The 14,639-nt window shown below is 68.2% G+C and carries 14 protein-coding genes and 3 pseudogenes; 11 read left to right on the top strand and 6 right to left on the bottom strand.

Annotation, left to right across the window (positions count from 1 at the left end; all coding sequences use genetic code 11):
• Positions 1-258 precede the first annotated feature (258 nt).
• A complete protein-coding gene (locus tag AO398_RS26545) occupies positions 259-513 on the top strand; it encodes a hypothetical protein (RefSeq protein WP_058195388.1) in 255 nt (84 codons plus the stop codon).
• 3 nt (positions 514-516) lie between these two features.
• Here the strand turns inward: AO398_RS26545 and AO398_RS26540 are convergent, their stop codons facing one another.
• On the bottom strand, positions 517-885 hold the full coding sequence (locus AO398_RS26540; RefSeq protein WP_058195212.1) for a hypothetical protein: 369 nt from the start codon (positions 883-885) through the stop codon (positions 517-519).
• Between the two features lie 198 nt (positions 886-1,083).
• Between AO398_RS26540 and AO398_RS26535 the strand changes: the two genes are divergently transcribed.
• Complete coding sequence (locus AO398_RS26535) at positions 1,084-1,407, top strand: hypothetical protein (RefSeq protein ID WP_058195387.1); 324 nt, start codon at positions 1,084-1,086, stop codon at positions 1,405-1,407.
• 517 nt (positions 1,408-1,924) lie between these two features.
• On the opposite strand, the gene AO398_RS26530 is transcribed toward AO398_RS26535, so the two are convergent.
• Both AO398_RS26530 and AO398_RS26525 read right to left on the bottom strand, forming a co-directional pair.
• Positions 1,925-2,692: a GNAT family N-acetyltransferase gene (locus AO398_RS26530; RefSeq protein ID WP_058195210.1), complete on the bottom strand. Its 768-nt coding sequence runs from the start codon at positions 2,690-2,692 to the stop codon at positions 1,925-1,927.
• A gap of 2 nt (positions 2,693-2,694) precedes the next feature.
• Complete coding sequence (locus AO398_RS26525; RefSeq protein ID WP_058195209.1) at positions 2,695-5,535, bottom strand: amino acid adenylation domain-containing protein; 2,841 nt, start codon at positions 5,533-5,535, stop codon at positions 2,695-2,697.
• 150 nt (positions 5,536-5,685) lie between these two features.
• Between AO398_RS26525 and AO398_RS26520 the strand changes: the two genes are divergently transcribed.
• From AO398_RS26520 to AO398_RS29595, 3 genes are read left to right on the top strand one after another with little or no spacing between them, the layout of a single operon-like run.
• Positions 5,686-6,690, top strand: a complete 1,005-nt coding sequence (locus tag AO398_RS26520) for a GNAT family N-acetyltransferase (protein ID WP_058195207.1) — start codon at positions 5,686-5,688, stop codon at positions 6,688-6,690.
• A 32-nt stretch (positions 6,691-6,722) separates the two neighbouring features.
• Positions 6,723-8,054, top strand: coding sequence for a SidA/IucD/PvdA family monooxygenase (locus tag AO398_RS26515; RefSeq protein WP_058195205.1), 1,332 nt, complete (start codon positions 6,723-6,725; stop codon positions 8,052-8,054).
• A 5-nt stretch (positions 8,055-8,059) separates the two neighbouring features.
• A complete protein-coding gene (locus AO398_RS29595) occupies positions 8,060-9,496 on the top strand; it encodes an MATE family efflux transporter (protein ID WP_160329363.1) in 1,437 nt (478 codons plus the stop codon).
• 24 nt (positions 9,497-9,520) lie between these two features.
• Here AO398_RS29595 and AO398_RS29590 read toward each other — a convergent pair.
• Positions 9,521-10,003: pseudogene (locus AO398_RS29590) on the bottom strand (sigma-70 family RNA polymerase sigma factor); the annotation flags it as partial.
• A gap of 346 nt (positions 10,004-10,349) precedes the next feature.
• Complete coding sequence (locus AO398_RS28665) at positions 10,350-10,586, bottom strand: hypothetical protein (protein ID WP_152997670.1); 237 nt, start codon at positions 10,584-10,586, stop codon at positions 10,350-10,352.
• Between AO398_RS28665 and AO398_RS26500 the strand changes: the two genes are divergently transcribed.
• Positions 10,585-11,064 carry a hypothetical protein gene (locus AO398_RS26500; RefSeq protein WP_058195201.1) on the top strand — a complete coding sequence of 160 codons (480 nt, stop codon included), beginning with the start codon at positions 10,585-10,587 and terminating at the stop codon, positions 11,062-11,064. The two genes, AO398_RS28665 and AO398_RS26500, sit on opposite strands and share 2 nt — an antisense overlap.
• A gap of 422 nt (positions 11,065-11,486) precedes the next feature.
• Entirely contained in the window at positions 11,487-11,816 is a 330-nt protein-coding gene (locus AO398_RS26495) for a helix-turn-helix domain-containing protein (RefSeq protein WP_058195199.1), read from the top strand.
• Positions 11,817-11,851: 35 nt separating this feature from the next.
• On the opposite strand, the pseudogene AO398_RS29580 reads toward AO398_RS26495, so the two are convergent.
• Positions 11,852-12,397: pseudogene (locus AO398_RS29580) on the bottom strand (SOS response-associated peptidase family protein); the annotation flags it as partial.
• 348 nt (positions 12,398-12,745) lie between these two features.
• On the opposite strand from AO398_RS29580, the gene AO398_RS26485 reads away from it, so the two are divergent.
• The 4 genes and pseudogenes from AO398_RS26485 to AO398_RS26475 all read left to right on the top strand — a co-directional run.
• Positions 12,746-13,111: a cytochrome c family protein gene (locus AO398_RS26485; RefSeq protein ID WP_058195198.1), complete on the top strand. Its 366-nt coding sequence runs from the start codon at positions 12,746-12,748 to the stop codon at positions 13,109-13,111.
• Between the two features lie 423 nt (positions 13,112-13,534).
• Complete coding sequence (locus AO398_RS27905) at positions 13,535-13,789, top strand: hypothetical protein (RefSeq protein ID WP_082643465.1); 255 nt, start codon at positions 13,535-13,537, stop codon at positions 13,787-13,789.
• A gap of 311 nt (positions 13,790-14,100) precedes the next feature.
• Positions 14,101-14,429 (top strand): annotated as a pseudogene (locus tag AO398_RS26480) (IS5 family transposase); the annotation flags it as partial.
• Positions 14,430-14,519: 90 nt separating this feature from the next.
• Positions 14,520-14,639: transposase (locus AO398_RS26475; protein WP_152997577.1), on the top strand; the 120-nt coding region annotated here is incomplete at its 3' end.

The following is a 14,639-nucleotide window of genomic DNA, read 5'->3' as shown; positions in this document are numbered from 1 at the left end:
GCGGAGGCTTTACCGCTTCCATTGCCTGGGTGGGGGCGACGCCGTGTTCGATTTGAACGGGCGATGGCTATCGAGCAGCCGCGAGGTCCGACAGCAAGCGGATCGGGTAGCGATAGACCTGATGGCGGGTGGCGGCAGCCAGGACTGGACTGCGTGGATCGTCGATGTGCGAGACGCCGCAGGCCGGTCCGTGCTGATGCGGGCGTTCACTTTGGTGAAGGTGGCCTGCGAGTAGGCGTAGCAGACGGGAGAGACGCAATAGCGATGAAAACCAGCTACGTGGTGCAGCCGTTCGAAATCCACCGCAAGCGCTTGCGTCCTGCCCGCCAGGAGGCCGCTCAGACTGAGGGCGGCGCCCTGAAGAAGGCTGAAAACCTAGCCAACCGTATGCCCGGGGCGGCGGCGCTGAAGGCGGTAGCTGACGACGAGACTGGCGAGCTGGAAGGCGTCACGATCCTCGGGCAGTGGGGCGAGATCCCCGACGACTTCGCCGAGAGCCTACAGGGCGGGTGAAGGTCAGCCGACCTTCGCCTTGAACTCCCAGATCGGCGGGCCCCACGCCTTGCCCGGCGTATTCCGGTAGCCGGCGGTCCGCTCGAACACGACCCTCTCAGCCTCGACGGCCTGCGCCTTCTTGCCGGCGATCATCAGCGCACCGCAGTAGTCGACCCGCAGCGTGCCGTGCTCAGGATGCACTCCGAATAGCTGCCGATCCGTCCAGCCGAGCGCGACCGCGTCAGCGCCTAATTGATCGCAGAAGTCGATAGCCGATTCCCGGAACGTCGCCCACTGCGTCGGCGTGAGGTAGCGACAGGGCGAGGCGCGCTCGGAGATGCGTTCGAGTTGATCGCGCCAGGTGGCGACGGCGGGTGGCAGGTCTGACATGCCCCCGGCGGTACGGGCGAATGATTGCCGAAACGGAAAAACCGGCCAGTCGCTGGGCCGGGTGGGCAGATGTCATTAGCGGTGTTCGCCGCCGCTCCCTCGACGGTGAGCGCTCGGCCTTTCGTCGCACGCTGGCTTTTCCTCCGAACCGTCAGCGGCGCACGCAGTTGCCGCCTGACCACGATGGAGGAGAGCGCGATGTCGAACCCAGCCAAGGGACAGCACGGCGATGGCCAGCGCCACAGCACGATGAGCGCCAAGGAACAGAAGGCTGCCGAGGTCCAAGAGGCCGGGAGCGCAAAGGCCGACGCAGGCCACCCTGAGGTTCTCGAAGGTGGGAAAGCGGAGTCGACGACCGAGGGCAAGGGGCATCCCAAGTCGGCGGCATCGAATGCACCGGCAGGCGGGACCAGCGACGCGGCCACGAGCTCGGCGACAGTGGGCAAGGCTGAGAAGGAGGCTGCGGCTGCGGCCGGTGCCGAAAAGGAGCAGCACGGGCGCGGACACCGGAAATCGGAGTAGCCTTCCCGCATAGAATGATCCGCTCGGCCCCGCCCCGATCTGCTCACGGGGCGGGCGCCCGGCCGATCTCACCAGCGGTCGAGCCGATACGCAACGCGGCTCGGGGACAGGATGAGACCGGGCGGTTACCGGGGCATGCTGCGTCTTCAAAGCTGCCAATCCCAGCCCGGGATTCGGGCACGAAAAAGCCCGCTCCGGTGGGCCCCGAGCGGGCTTTCCCAGATCTGATCCCCGAGGGGTGGCGGAGCCGGATCCATGGGCATTGTATCGCTGCCGCGGATACAAAAAAGCACTCCGCCGCGCTGGCCCGAGCAGGCCGGGATGGGAGGGGATCAGAGTATTTTGACCGGATCGCTGTGTCAGCTCGATGGATCCCGAGGGAGCGACCGGTCGGCGATGATGCCGACCCGGAGAGCGATCAGGGCGGAGACCGCACCCAAATCCTGGCGCCGGCCCAACTAACGGAGATGTTAGCAGCCAGGATACCTCCTATGTCGTGGATTCGCGCAAGCACATGCTACGGCTCGCTCATACAGAGTAGTTCCGGCGCGTAGACCGTCCTGAACCCGGCCTGCGCGTAGAGCGCCTCGATGCCGCCGCCGGCCGGGCATTGCAGGAAAGCCCAGCGCGCCCCGCGCGCCTGCGCCTCGCGCAGAGCAGCAACCGTCACGGCGCTGCCAAGCCCCCGACGCTGCCGGTCGGCCCGGGTGCTGACGTTGTACAGCCCCGCTAGGCCGCCGCGCAGGTAGAGACTTGCGCAGGCCGCTGGACCGCTCGCGTCCTGCAGGACGAGGTGGACCGGCACCAGCCCCGGCCGAGACCGCGCCGCCCGCAGAGCCGGCAGGTAGAACCGGCGCAGATGCGCTTTCACGGCCGGGTCGTCCGACAGATGGGCGAAGACCTGCTCGAAATCCGGCGGCGGTGCGAGTGTGGCATGGGCGCGGACGACTTGGTCTGGGGCGGGCTGCGACGGGGTCAGCCGCGCCACCATCCAGCTCGCCGGATAAGCGGCGGCCGGCTCGAACAGCGTCCGCAGGGCCGCGGCCTCGGCCGCGTCCCGGGCGAGGAAGGCGGGGGCCCTGGCGCGTCCAGGGGCCATTGCCCCGGCCCAGCTGAACTGGTCGGGCCGGCAGACCCCGCAGGCGAAGTTCAGGGTTGGATCCGGGATCGCGCGCGACCAGACATAGATGGCCCCGCCCGGACCGTGCTCGACGCCGTCGATCAGGGAGCCGGTGAGCGCGGTCAGATGCGCGTCCCGCAGTTCTTCGAAGGTGTGCGCGCCCATGCTCAGGCTGCGCTCCAGGCCTGGCGCGGCGCTGTCAGCGCGGCGATCCGGGCGTGCAGGTGCGGCGACAGCACGATGTCGAGATGATCGGTCTCCGGCACGGTCTCCACGGATAGGAGCCGGGTCGTGAGGGGCTGCCAGTCGATCACCGGCAGGCCGCGGGCGCGGGATTGCGCGGCCACGAAGCTGCGGATCGGCACCGAACCAGGGACGAGACGCAGTGCCCGGAACTGGATCGCGTGATCGACCAGCGTCCACAGAATCCGCTCCCGGCTACCGACCTCGGGGCCGTCGGTGGGCAGCGGCTGTGGATCGGCGGCCAGGAAGCGCAGGAACTGCACCGCCGCCTCCGGGTCCATGCGCTCCCGCAGGCCCTCCCACTGGGCGCGCATCGGAGAGCGCTCAAGCCAGCCGGTCACCATCGACTCGTGCGCGGCCCGCTCCTCGGCCTCGATCGGACGGCCGGCGCCGCTGGCGAAATTCGGCTCTAGCCCGCAGGCGTCGAGCATGCCGACGAACTCCAGGGGAAATCCTGGCCCGAGCAGCCGGGCGGTCTCGTAGGCGAGCACCCCGCCCCAGGACCAGCCCAGGAACGCGCAGCCGCGCGGCCGGCCGCGCATCAGGCCCCGCACCCGCTCAGCATAGGCGGCGGCGAGCTCGGCGATCTCCGGCAGCGGTCGCACGGCCTCGACCAGGGAAGCGCACAGGATGCCGTGCGCCTCCTGCCCGGGCCCGAGATGGGCGACCAGCGGCTCGTATTCCCGGGTGCTGACCAGGAGGCCCGGGAACAGCACCAGGAGTGGCCGCTCGGACCCGCCACCGGCCGAGAGCCGGACCGTCGGCGCGAGACCCTCGTCGGCGGCCTCCGCCTCCGCGTCGATCCGGGCGGCCAGATCCGCGATAGTCGGATCGCGCAGGAGATCCGCAACCCCGATCCCGCCCCGGGGCGCGATCAGGCGCAGGCGCGCCACCAGCCGCAGGGCCGACAGGGAATCACCCCCGAGCGCGAAGAAGCGCCGATCCGCGACCTGAACCGGGAAGCCCAGCACCTCGGACCAGATCCCGGCGAGCCGCCGCTCCGTGGCGCTACCGGGCGGGCGCCCTCGCCGGTCATCCCCGGCCGGGTCCGGTAGGGCATTGCGGTCGAGCTTGCCGTTGGCGTTCACCGGCAGCCGGTCGAGTAGCGTCAGGCTCGCCGGGACCATCGGTTCCGGAAGCCGGCGGGCCAGGGCGGCGCGCAGGCGTCCGGCCTCCGGGCGACGTCCGCTGGCCGGGACGACGTAGCCGGCGAGATACACGCCCGCGGGGGCTTCCCAGCGCAGGACCACGGCGTCGGCCACCTCGGGCAGCGCCCGCAGAGCCGCCTCGACCTCGCCGATCTCGACCCGGTGGCCGCGGATCTTGACCTGATCGTCCGCCCGCCCGGCGAAGGCGAGGCTGCCGTCGGGCCTCTGCCGGACCCGGTCGCCGGTGCGGTACATCCGGCCGCCCTGCGGGGCGAACGGGTCGGGCAGGAAGCGCTCGGCCGTCAGGGCGGGCCGGCGCCAGTAGCCCCGGGCGAGGCCGCCGCCGATATAGAGCTCGCCGGTCTCACCCGGCGCCATCGGCTCGAGATCGGGCCCCAGCACGTAGGCCGCCCGCGCACCCACCGAGCTGCCGACCGGCGCGTAGGGCTCTTCGAAGGTCGTGCCCGGCGGCACCTTCCAGATCAGCGGCGAGATCACGCATTCGGTCGGCCCGTAGCCGTTGATCAGCAGCCGCGGCTTCAAGATGCGGCCGAGCCGCGCGAAGGTCTCGCGGGCCATCGCCTCGCCGCCGAAGGAATAGACCTGCACTTCCGGCGCCTCGCCCAGGCGCTCAGCCCAGTCGGCGAGTTGGCCGATATAGCTCGTCGGGAAGCCGGCATGCGTGACCCGGTGGCGGCGGATCTGCGCCAGGGTCTCGGCCGCGGTCCACAGTTCCGGGCCGCGCAGCACGATGCAACCGCCCGCGACCAGCGGGGTCATCCAGCGCTCGTGCGCCCCGTCGAACGCGAAGGACAGGAAGTGCAGCTCGCGGGACGCCGCGTCCATCTCGTAGGCGTCCGCGGTGGTGCGGCAATGCATGGCCAGCGGGCCGTGCTCGACCAGGACGCCTTTCGGCCGACCGGTCGAACCCGAGGTGTAGATCAGGTAGGCCGGGTCATCGGGCTCTGGCATCTGGAGCACGGGCTCGCCCGGCGCAGCCAGGGCGGCGGGATCGAGCCGGGCGATCCCCGCGGGCAGGTCGAGCCGGGCGGCGATCTCCGGCGTAGTGATGCACTGCGTGATGCCGGCATCCTCCAGCATCATGTGGATGCGGGCGGCCGGGTATTCGGGATCGAGCGGCAGGAAGGCGGCCCGGGCTCGGAAAACTCCGAGCAGCGCGACGATGATCTCCGGGGAGCGCTCCAGCGCCACCGCCACCCGCTCCCCCCGGCCGATCCCGCGGGCGGCGAGCCCGGCCGCCACGGCGGCGGCGCGGGCATCGAGGTCGCCCCGGGTGAGCGTCTCTCCGCCGAACAGTACGGCCGGCTTTTCGGGATCCGCTGCGGCGAGGCTTGCGAGGCGCGCCGGGACGCTCTCTGGATCGGCGTCGGGCGCGGAGGCTGGTGCCGGGTCCAGAGCGTTGGCCGGCTCCTCGATCCAGGCCCGCGCCGCCTCGATCCCGCAGGGGCCGTGCGCCTGGGTCCAGCCGGCGGGGAGTTCGCGTCCGGCTGGCCAGAAGGCGGCGTGCCCGGCTGTGTCGCGCGCCACAACCACCGCGTCCCGGGTCCAATCCGCGCTCGGATCCTCTGTCAAATCCCCGCCGGCTTGCATGTCCATCCGCTCGCTCCTGCGCCCCTCGGGCCTCGACACATCTGACGGTTGACGCCGGGCACGGTTCACGGCGGAGCGCCCGCAGGGCGGCAAAAAAATGCTGAACCGCGGCCGGGACCAACCGTCAGGGAGGTGCTGGCGACACGCGGAGGGCGGATGACGGACATTTTGAGGGACGAGGCGAGCAACGAGTCTCGGGCGGTGCGGCTCGGCCTAGACGGGAGCCCAGAGGCGCCGGTGATCCGGCTCGTCCATCCGGCCCCACCGCAGATCGCCGCGGAGGCGATCCTGGCCCGGGCCGAGGCGCTGACGGCCGAGGATACGCGGGTCCTGCGCATCGGCGTCGAGGCCGGTCCCCACACCGCTGCGCGGCTACTCGCCCTCGGAGCCGCACGGCAGATCGGAACCGGGGTCGAGATCCTGCCCGGCCTGCTCTGGCAATGCGCCGCCCGCTGGCTGCCCGATTCCCGACCGCCTTTTCCCGAACTGGTCACGGTGACGGACGGACGCCGGCATCCGCTGCGGCCTGGGACGCTGGCTGGCACGGTCTACACCCGGGACATCCCGTGGCTCGGCCGCCGCCTGAGCTTCCGCACGATGACGGAGACCGGGGATGTCGCGCTGTTCTCGGCCTGGATGAATGATCCCCGAGTCGCCGAGGTCTGGCAGGAGCGCGGCACGCTGACGGAGCACCAGGCCTATATCGCCCGGCTGCAGGCCGATCCGGCCAGCCTGCCGCTGCTCGGCTGCCTAGACGACGCGCCGTTCGGTTATTTCGAACTGTACTGGGCCCGGGAGAGCCGCGTCGGCCCCCTCTACGAAGCCGGCCCCTACGACCGCGGCTGGCACGTGGCGATCGGCGATGCCGCTATCCGCGGGCGCCCGTACCTCTCGGCCTGGCTGCCCTCGCTGATGCACTATCTGTTCCTCGACGAGCCGCGCACGCAGCGCATCGTCGGCGAGCCTCGGGCCGACCACGCCCAGCAGATCCGCAACCTGCACGGCTCGGGCTTCGCCACGATCGCCACGATCGATTTCCCGCACAAGCGCGCCGCCCTGGTCAGCCTGTCGCGCGAGCATTTCGTCCGCGACCGACTCTGGGTGCCGGGTGCCGCCGTCGCAGACGCTGCACCGCGCCCCCCGGCGGTGCCAGCCGCCTGATCGCCTTCCCACGACCTGACGAGAGACGCGCGATGACGGATCACCCCGCGACCGACGACATCATTGGCATCGGCTTCGGCCCAGCCAACCTGTCCCTCGCCATCGCCCTCCGGGACGCGATGGTCGGCAACAAGATGCGCCCGAGCTTCCGCTTCCTCGAGCGGCAGGAGCGCTTCGGCTGGCACCGGGCGATGATGCTGCCTCGGGCCGACATGCAGATCAGCTTCGTCAAGGACCTCGTGTCCCTGCGCGACCCGACGAGCCCGTTCAGCTTCATCAACTATCTGCACGTGAAGGGGCGGCTTAACACCTTCCTCAACCTGAAGACGTTCAACCCGTCGCGGATTGAGTACAACGACTACCTCGCCTGGGCGGCCGAGCACTTCGCCGACTTGGTCGCGTATGGCGAGACCGTGGACGCCGTCCGGCCGGAGACCCGGGAGGGCCGGCTCGCCGCATTCATAGTCGAGGCCCGGGACGGGGCGGGCGTGCGCCGCCTGCGCCGCTGCCGCCATCTGGTCGTAGCGGGGGGCGGCGGCTCGGCGATCCCGTCGCCCTTCGCGCCGCTGGTAGATGACGCGCGGCTGATCCATTCCTCCTGGTACCTGCCGGGGATCACCGGCGCCCTCGGGCAGCCGCGGCTCGACGGCCCCCAGCCCCGCATCCTGGTGGTAGGCGGCGGCCAGAGCGCCGTGGAGATCGCCACCGACCTGGGCGAGCGCTACCCCCGCGCGCTGATCGACCTCGCGATCCGCGGGCCCGCCCTGAAGCCCGCCGACGACAGCCCGTTCGTCAACGAGATTTTCGATCCAGCTGCCGTCGACCGCATTCACGACGCCCCGGCACCGGTGCGGGCGGAGCTGATCGCGGCCCACCGCGCCACCAACTACGCGGTCGTCGACGCGGACCTGATCCAGGCCTTCTATGCCACGCTGTACGAGCAGGAGGTCAGCGGCGTGACCCGCTACCGGCTGCGGCGCAGCACCCAGGTGCTGGCCCTGGAGGCCGGCCCGGAGGGCCTGTCCGCGCTGATGCGCGACGACGTCGCCGGGACCGAGGAGCGCCAGATCTACGCGGCCGTGATCTGCGCCACCGGCTACGCGCGCGCCGCGGTCCCGGCGGTCCTCGACCCGCTCCGCCCGTTCATGGCCGGCGAGACCGCCGACCGGCACTACCGCCTGCCGCTGGACCCCGCCGAACCGCGGGTCAGCCTGCATCTGCAGGGCTTCAGTGAGCCGACCCACGGGCTGACCGAGACGCTGCTGTCCATCCTGCCGGTGCGGGCGGGCGCCATCGCGCAGACGATCCTGGCGGAAGAGCGGGCGGCCCGCGCGGCGATCCGGACCGCCGCGGCCAAGCCGTGATGCGCATGGAGGGGCGGCCCCGCCGCGGGCCGGTGGATCTCGACGGCGACCAGGTGATCGCCCTGGTCGTGCGTCTGTCCGGGCCGGCGATCCTCGGCATCTCGGCCCATGCGCTGCAGATGCTGGTGAACGCTTGGTTCGTGGCCGATCTCGGCGCGGCGGCGATCGCCACTATCGCCATCGCGTATCCCGTGACGCTGCTCGTGGCGGCGCTGGGCTACGGGGCCGGGATCGCGGCAGCCTCGCAAGTCGCCCGAGCCCTCGGCGCCGGCGACCGCGACCACGCCGACGAGGCCGCCTCCCTGGGCTTCTGGCTTTGCCTACCGGCGGGCGGGGTGGTCACGGCCGCGATCCTGGTCGACACGCCGTTCTGGCTCGGGTTCCTCGGCGCCGATGCCGGGCTGGCCGCAACCGCGGCCCCCTACACAGCGCTGGCGACCCTCGGTACCGCGCTGATGCTGGTGATGATCGTCGGCGGCTTCGTGGTCCGCGCCCAGGGGCATGCCCGCCTCAGCGGCGCGATCATGATCGGCAGTTTCGGCCTCAACATCCTGCTCGACTGGGTCCTGATCCGGCTCTGCGGCCTCGGCACCGCGGGCGCCGGCTGGGCGGCGATCGGCGCGCAGGCCGCCGGGGCCGCCGCCTACGGCCTGCACTTCGCCCTGGCCCGGGGCCCGGACCGGATCCGGTTCCGGCGGCCCGGCGGCGGGCGGATCCGGCCGGGCCTGCTTCCCGAGGCGCTGCGGCTCGCGGTGCCGGCCACCGGATCAAGCCTGCTCGCCGCCTTCGCGATGGCCCTGTTCGTCGAGGCGGCCGCCCCCTACGGCGAAGCCGCGGTGGCGGCCCAGGGGCTCGCCCTGCGCCTCGTCCTGGTGGCGGCCCTGCCGCTCCTCGGCATGATGGCCGGCGCCCAGACCGTCCTGGGTCATGCCGCCGGCGCCGGCCGCGACGACCGCCTGGACCAGACCTTCCGTTTCGTGACCGCCGCCTCCCTGGCCTACGGGGTGGTGGTGGGCGGGTTGATGTTCTCCCTCGCCGAGCCCCTGACCACCCTGTTCGCGCAGGATGCTGAGACGGCCCGGGAAGGCGCGCGCGCCACGGCCGCCTTCGCGGTGGCGTTCGCCCCGGTGGGACTACAGCTCACCGCCGCGACCCTGTTCCAGGCGATCGGCGCCCCGCGCCGGGCCGCGGCCGTCTCTCTGGCTGCGCAGGGGCTGGCGCTGATCCCGCCGCTTCTGATCCTGCCGCGGCTGTTCGGGTATGACGGCGTGCTGGCGAGTCGGATCTTGGCCGAGTTCTTCGCCGACGGTCTCGGCCTCGCGCTGATGCTGGCGTGGCTGTCCGGTGCGGGCACTCGCAGGGCAGGCGGCGCAGCGCAGGTCGAGGGCAGCGAGGCAGTGGAGATGCCCCCGGCGCACGAGGCCGCACACCAGAGCGCGTGAGACGCCCATCCGCGCAGCGATCACGTTCTGCGGCACGCCGTCGACCCGATGCAGGCGGAAGGCGGTGCCGACCGGCTCCGGCAGCTGCGCCATCGCCGCAGTGACCCGCTGCAGAGCCTCCCGTGCAGCCGTCGCATCCTCCGGCGTCCCGGCCACAGGGTCGGCGGGGTCGACGGCCTCGTCGAGATGGGCGAACAGCCGCCGTTCGAGCGTGCGCCGCCGCGCTTGATCGATGGCGAGGTTGCGGACCATGCGCCCGACATAGGCCGTCGATCGGACCTCGTCCGAGGGCGGCGCGGCCGCGAGGCGCAGCATCACGTCCTGCACGACGTCTTCCGCCTGCTCGCGGCACGCGAGTATGCGCCGCGCGATCGAGACATAGGCCGAATGATGCCACTGGGTGAATGCCAAAGCCCCGGGCGCCGTCTTTGACGCCGCGTCGGCCCGGCGCGACGCGAGCGCCACCCTTTCCTGGTGCTTGTGTCTGTTCAAGGACGACGCACTCATGCTGTTCCGGATGGCACAGCATACACAGAACCACCACGATAGAAATATTCCGTGAGTATTTTGTAATTGTTTTAATTCGATCCACCCGCCGAGCTGCAGATTTATTTATATAGGACGCTGAAAATAATTACTTACGTCCCAAGCTAGAACACTGGAGTTTTATGCTACAAGTTCCAGCGTCTAGACTAAGATTCTAACCTCGCGAAGTGAAGCCGTGCCCCTGCGCGATCCTGCTCTCGATCCGGCCTCCACTCAGATCCGCGTCGCTGCCGGGTAGGTGCGGGGCGGCATCGCCGGGGTCACCGCGCATTCCGGGCCATCGATACGGAAGACGCAGCGGAGCCGATTAGCTGCCGCCGATACCCGCGATCATCTTGCCGGTGCCCTCGCAGTCCAGGTAGGCGTCGGCGTTTGTGGTGGCCTGCTCCCAGGTGCCCAGGAAATCGACCATGTCGGCGGCATGGGCGGGCAGAGCCATGGCAAAAGCCAAAGACATCGTGAAGCCGAGCGCCTTTCGGAGGAATCTCGTTAGCTGTAGCGTGACTATGCGGCTCGACAGAGCTTCCCGGAGATCATCAGTCATGTCTCGCACCATCCTTGCCGCTGCACTTCTCTCCCTTGGCGCCGGCATGCTCGCCACGCCCGCCGCGGCCCTGTCCCTTAAGGACTGCTCTGTGAAGTATCAGGCGGCGAAGCAGGCCGGGACTCTCAACGGGCAGAAGTGGAACGACTTCCGCAAGGCCGAGTGCGGCGCAGCTCCGGATGCGGCGACGAACACCGTGCCGAACCCCGTCGCACAGGGCGCCACCAAGACCGCGGCACCCGCCCCAGCGCCGACAACGTCCGCTTCTCGGGCCGCGCCGGCGCCATCTCCGGGATCTGCTGCGTACCCCCGAGCGATCGATCCGAAGTACGCCAAGGAATCAGCGGGCAAGGCCCGGATGCATACCTGCCTGGACAGCTACAACGCCGCTAAGGCTGCTGGCACGCTCGGCGATGCGAAGTGGATTCAAAAGGGTGGCGGCTACTACTCGGTGTGCAACAAGCAGCTCAAGGGCTGAGCCGTCTAGGCCAAGCAGCAACCGTAGCTCGCCGCCGGCCCGGCCAGTTCTAAGCTGCAACTTCGAGTTCGACGACGGGCTCCACATCTTCATAGAAGGGGACGTAGGCGCACCACCCACACACGCCCGTGTCGGCAGCCTTTGGGGCGTTCCGTTGAGAACACTCTGGGCAAACCTTCATTACGAGGTGGGAGCCGTGAACGAACGCCAATCCGCGACCGCGAAAGGTGGCCGCGCCATGAGGGAGTTTTTTCAACATAGATAATTCCTGCGTACTACCGCAGGTTGCTGTCAATGAGTGCTCAAGGCTTCCAGCCCCGCTGAATCAGCGTGGCTGTCCGATGAGGGCGGGCGTGAGGTAGCTGCATCGGCAGTTATCCCTTGAGAAGCAGCTTTCACGATGCCCGCTTTGGGAGGGCCCTATGCCCGCAATCGACCTCCTCACAGCCGACGAGGCGGCCAATCTGCTGCGGATCAGCCGGCGGACCTCCGATAACCACGTGGCCCGAGGTGACATCGCCTACATCGCGGTCGGGTTGGGCCTTAAGCGAGTCCGCAGACGGTTCAGCCCCGAGGATCTCGTCCGGTTCCGAGATAGCCAGCGGCGGGTAGACTGGCCGTCCGAGATCACGACGGGCCGCAGTCGCATTTCGATGTCCGCCAAGTACGAGGCGATCGACTTCAAAGCTCTGCTCAAGGAACGGCGCGCAGCGAGGCGGGTGTCGCGTAAATCGGAGTGCGAAGAAGGCTGACACGCCCGCCGTTCGATCATCACGGGGTGGCGCCACTAATCCATATCATCAGCTCGCCCATCCCGGCGAGCGCCACGGGCTACTCCGACCAGGGCATCATCGGCCAAAGGCTGCTGGAGATCCTTCGCCTCCGGCCAGGGCGCTGACAGCCACGTTGCCCACTCCTCCGGCTTCGTGAGGATCACCGGCATCGCCTTCGGGTGCACGGCGCCGACCTCCACGTCGGCTCTGTGGTCAGGAAGGCATAGAGGTCGTCAGTCGTCTCGCCGTCCTTCACTTTCCGCACGCTCTGCCAGCCCTCGTCCAGGATGCCCGCGAAGCAAGTGAGCGGCCGATCCTCTGTCAGAGCGAACCACACCGGCGGGTGCGAGCCGTCCGCGGCCTTCTCGTTCTCCCGAGAAGCTCGTGAACGGCACAAGGCAGCGATGCTCCGGCGACAGCCAGCGGCGCCAGTGCGGCGAGGCGATGTTGCACACGTTCGTGACACCGGGATCGACCTTCTTGCCCTTCAAGGCGAAGGCGGGCGACGGCATGCCCCACCGCATCATTGAGAGGGCACGGGCGCCGTCGCGCATGCGGATCTCCGCCGGCCGTGCCGGTATCGTGGGCGGCACGAAGGTCGAGGCGAATGGCAGCGTCAACGTCCTCGTTCAGAAGCAGGGCTAGATACCAACGTCAGGACCTCGGCCTCCGGCAATCTGTTCGAGGACGGAGCGCTGAGCCGCGGCCAGACGATGGCCCCGACTGAGGGCACGGCATGGCCTTCTGCGTAGCGGCGCTCAGATGCGGCGGGCGGAATGGGTCCCAACTTCGGCTGCCTTAGCCGCAATTGAAGGAGCGGCTGGATTAAGCCTCTTCAGCGGACGTCTATGCCTCACTGCGCCAAGCTTCGCATCGCCATCACCCACGCTTGGCCTATGAGGAAATTCATGCGTTCTATCGTTCTCGGCGCCGTTCTTGCCGTTCTGATCCCGCTCTCTGCCCAAGCCCAAGAAGTCGGCGATGCTGCGGCTGGCGAGAAGGCATTCGCGCCCTGCAAGGCCTGCCACAACTTCCAGAAGAATGGCGTGGGCCCGGACCTGAAGGGTGTCGTCGGACGCAAGGCCGGCACCTACGCGGGTTACAACTATTCCGCCGCTCTGAAGAACTCCGGCCTCACCTGGGACGAGGCCACGCTCCACGAATGGCTGAAAAATCCGAAGTCCAAAGTTCCAGGCAACAAGATGATTTTTCAAGGCTTCTCAGACGACAAGAAAATCAGTGACGTCATCGCCTATCTTAAAACACAATCCTAAGAAAACAAAACTTCGCTTAGATAAGCAGCATTTTTTTCAAGCCTAACCTCTCTGGTGGCTTGTGAGCTTTTGAACGGCCCTTTCCGCGCATCAGCACACGCCTTGGCAAAAATAGTATCAAGCCGTTACTTCACAGGTTTTATATTGCAATCAGAATCGCTATCCTGAAAACAGTCGCCGGCGTAACGCACCGAGCGTCCATTTACCTTAGCCCCGCCGGCAGTCGCCGGGTGGGGCTTTCTTTTGGCGACTATACCGTTCGCCCATACAGTGCGGCATATTTTTCGGGGGTCGGGAAACCTGATCCATATGTAATCACTGCCCGCCGCTGTATGGCACAGCTGACGGTAGTCGCGGTCCCTGACTCAGGCATGACCATGATTGGGAGCCATGGCTCCCGCCTTGCGACGGCCGGGAAAACGCATGCCTCGCTACCATTTCAACGTCTATGACGGCGTCGTCCTGCTCGACAAAAAGGGTGTCGAGCTGCCAGACTTAATTTTCGCTCGCCGTGAGGCTATCCGGTATGCCGGTGTGCTCCTAGAAGAAGGGGCAAGGCTAGAAAGCCTTGGCCAAGAGTGGCGAATGGAAGTAACGGATGGTACAGATCTGATACTATTCAGACTGGATTTCTTTGTAACACCGTCGTCAGCGGTTATTTCTTTTGAAAAAACGTAAGCGTAAAACATACCCTTCGATTTATCGACCCTGCTTGCACGGTTCGATTGTATGGCCCAGGCCTTGCCAAGGAGGCCGGCTCGTCGTGGAGACCGCGAGCCAACTTGCGGCGCGCTCCTGACGGGGCGCGTCGCACTTTCCTCGACATCGCGCAGAACCATGGACGCCAGGTGGCGAAGGCGGATGGGGGCTAGGCGCCGCAGCACATGTGCTGCGAGTGTGGGAGCGACTAGGTAGGGAACTCATACAACCATCTGCGCTCGCTTGCGTTTTCTTCATGAGTTTGAGGTTTCCAGCGCAGGAGGATTGCGATGGCACGGTTGTTCTGGCTCTCGGATGAAGCCTGGACGCGGATCAAGCCGCACCTGCCGCACGGCCAACCCGGCAAGCCTCGGGTCGACGACCGGCGGGTGATCAGCGGCATCCTGCACGTCCTGAAGGTCGGCTGCCGCTGGCAGGATACGCCCTCCGCCTACGGGCCCCACACGACGATCTACAACCGCTACAACAGGTGGTCGCAGCGCGGGATCTGGCAGCGGCTGTTTGCCAAGATCGCAGCCGCAGGTCTGTTCCAGACGAGTTGATGCTCGATGCCACGCACGTGAAGGCCCACCGCTCGGCATCGGGCGGAAAAGGGGGGCCTGGAGCCCGGTGACCCTGACCCAGCAAACTGGTCCGCGCTTAGCGCAAGTTTTTCGGGCATCCTGAACCCTGAAGGAGGGAGGATGCCATGCCTCGCAAACGCTTCACGAACGAACAGATCGCCTTTGCCCTTCGGCAGGCGGAGAACGGCGCGACGGTGGACGAGGTCTGCCGGAAGATGGGTGTGTCCGAGCCGACGTTCTACCGC

Source organism: Methylobacterium sp. GXS13, from assembly GCF_001455965.1.
GTDB lineage: Bacteria > Pseudomonadota > Alphaproteobacteria > Rhizobiales > Beijerinckiaceae > Methylobacterium.
Note: the sequence above shows the minus strand (reverse complement) of the source record. Positions and strands in the feature narration are given on the sequence as shown.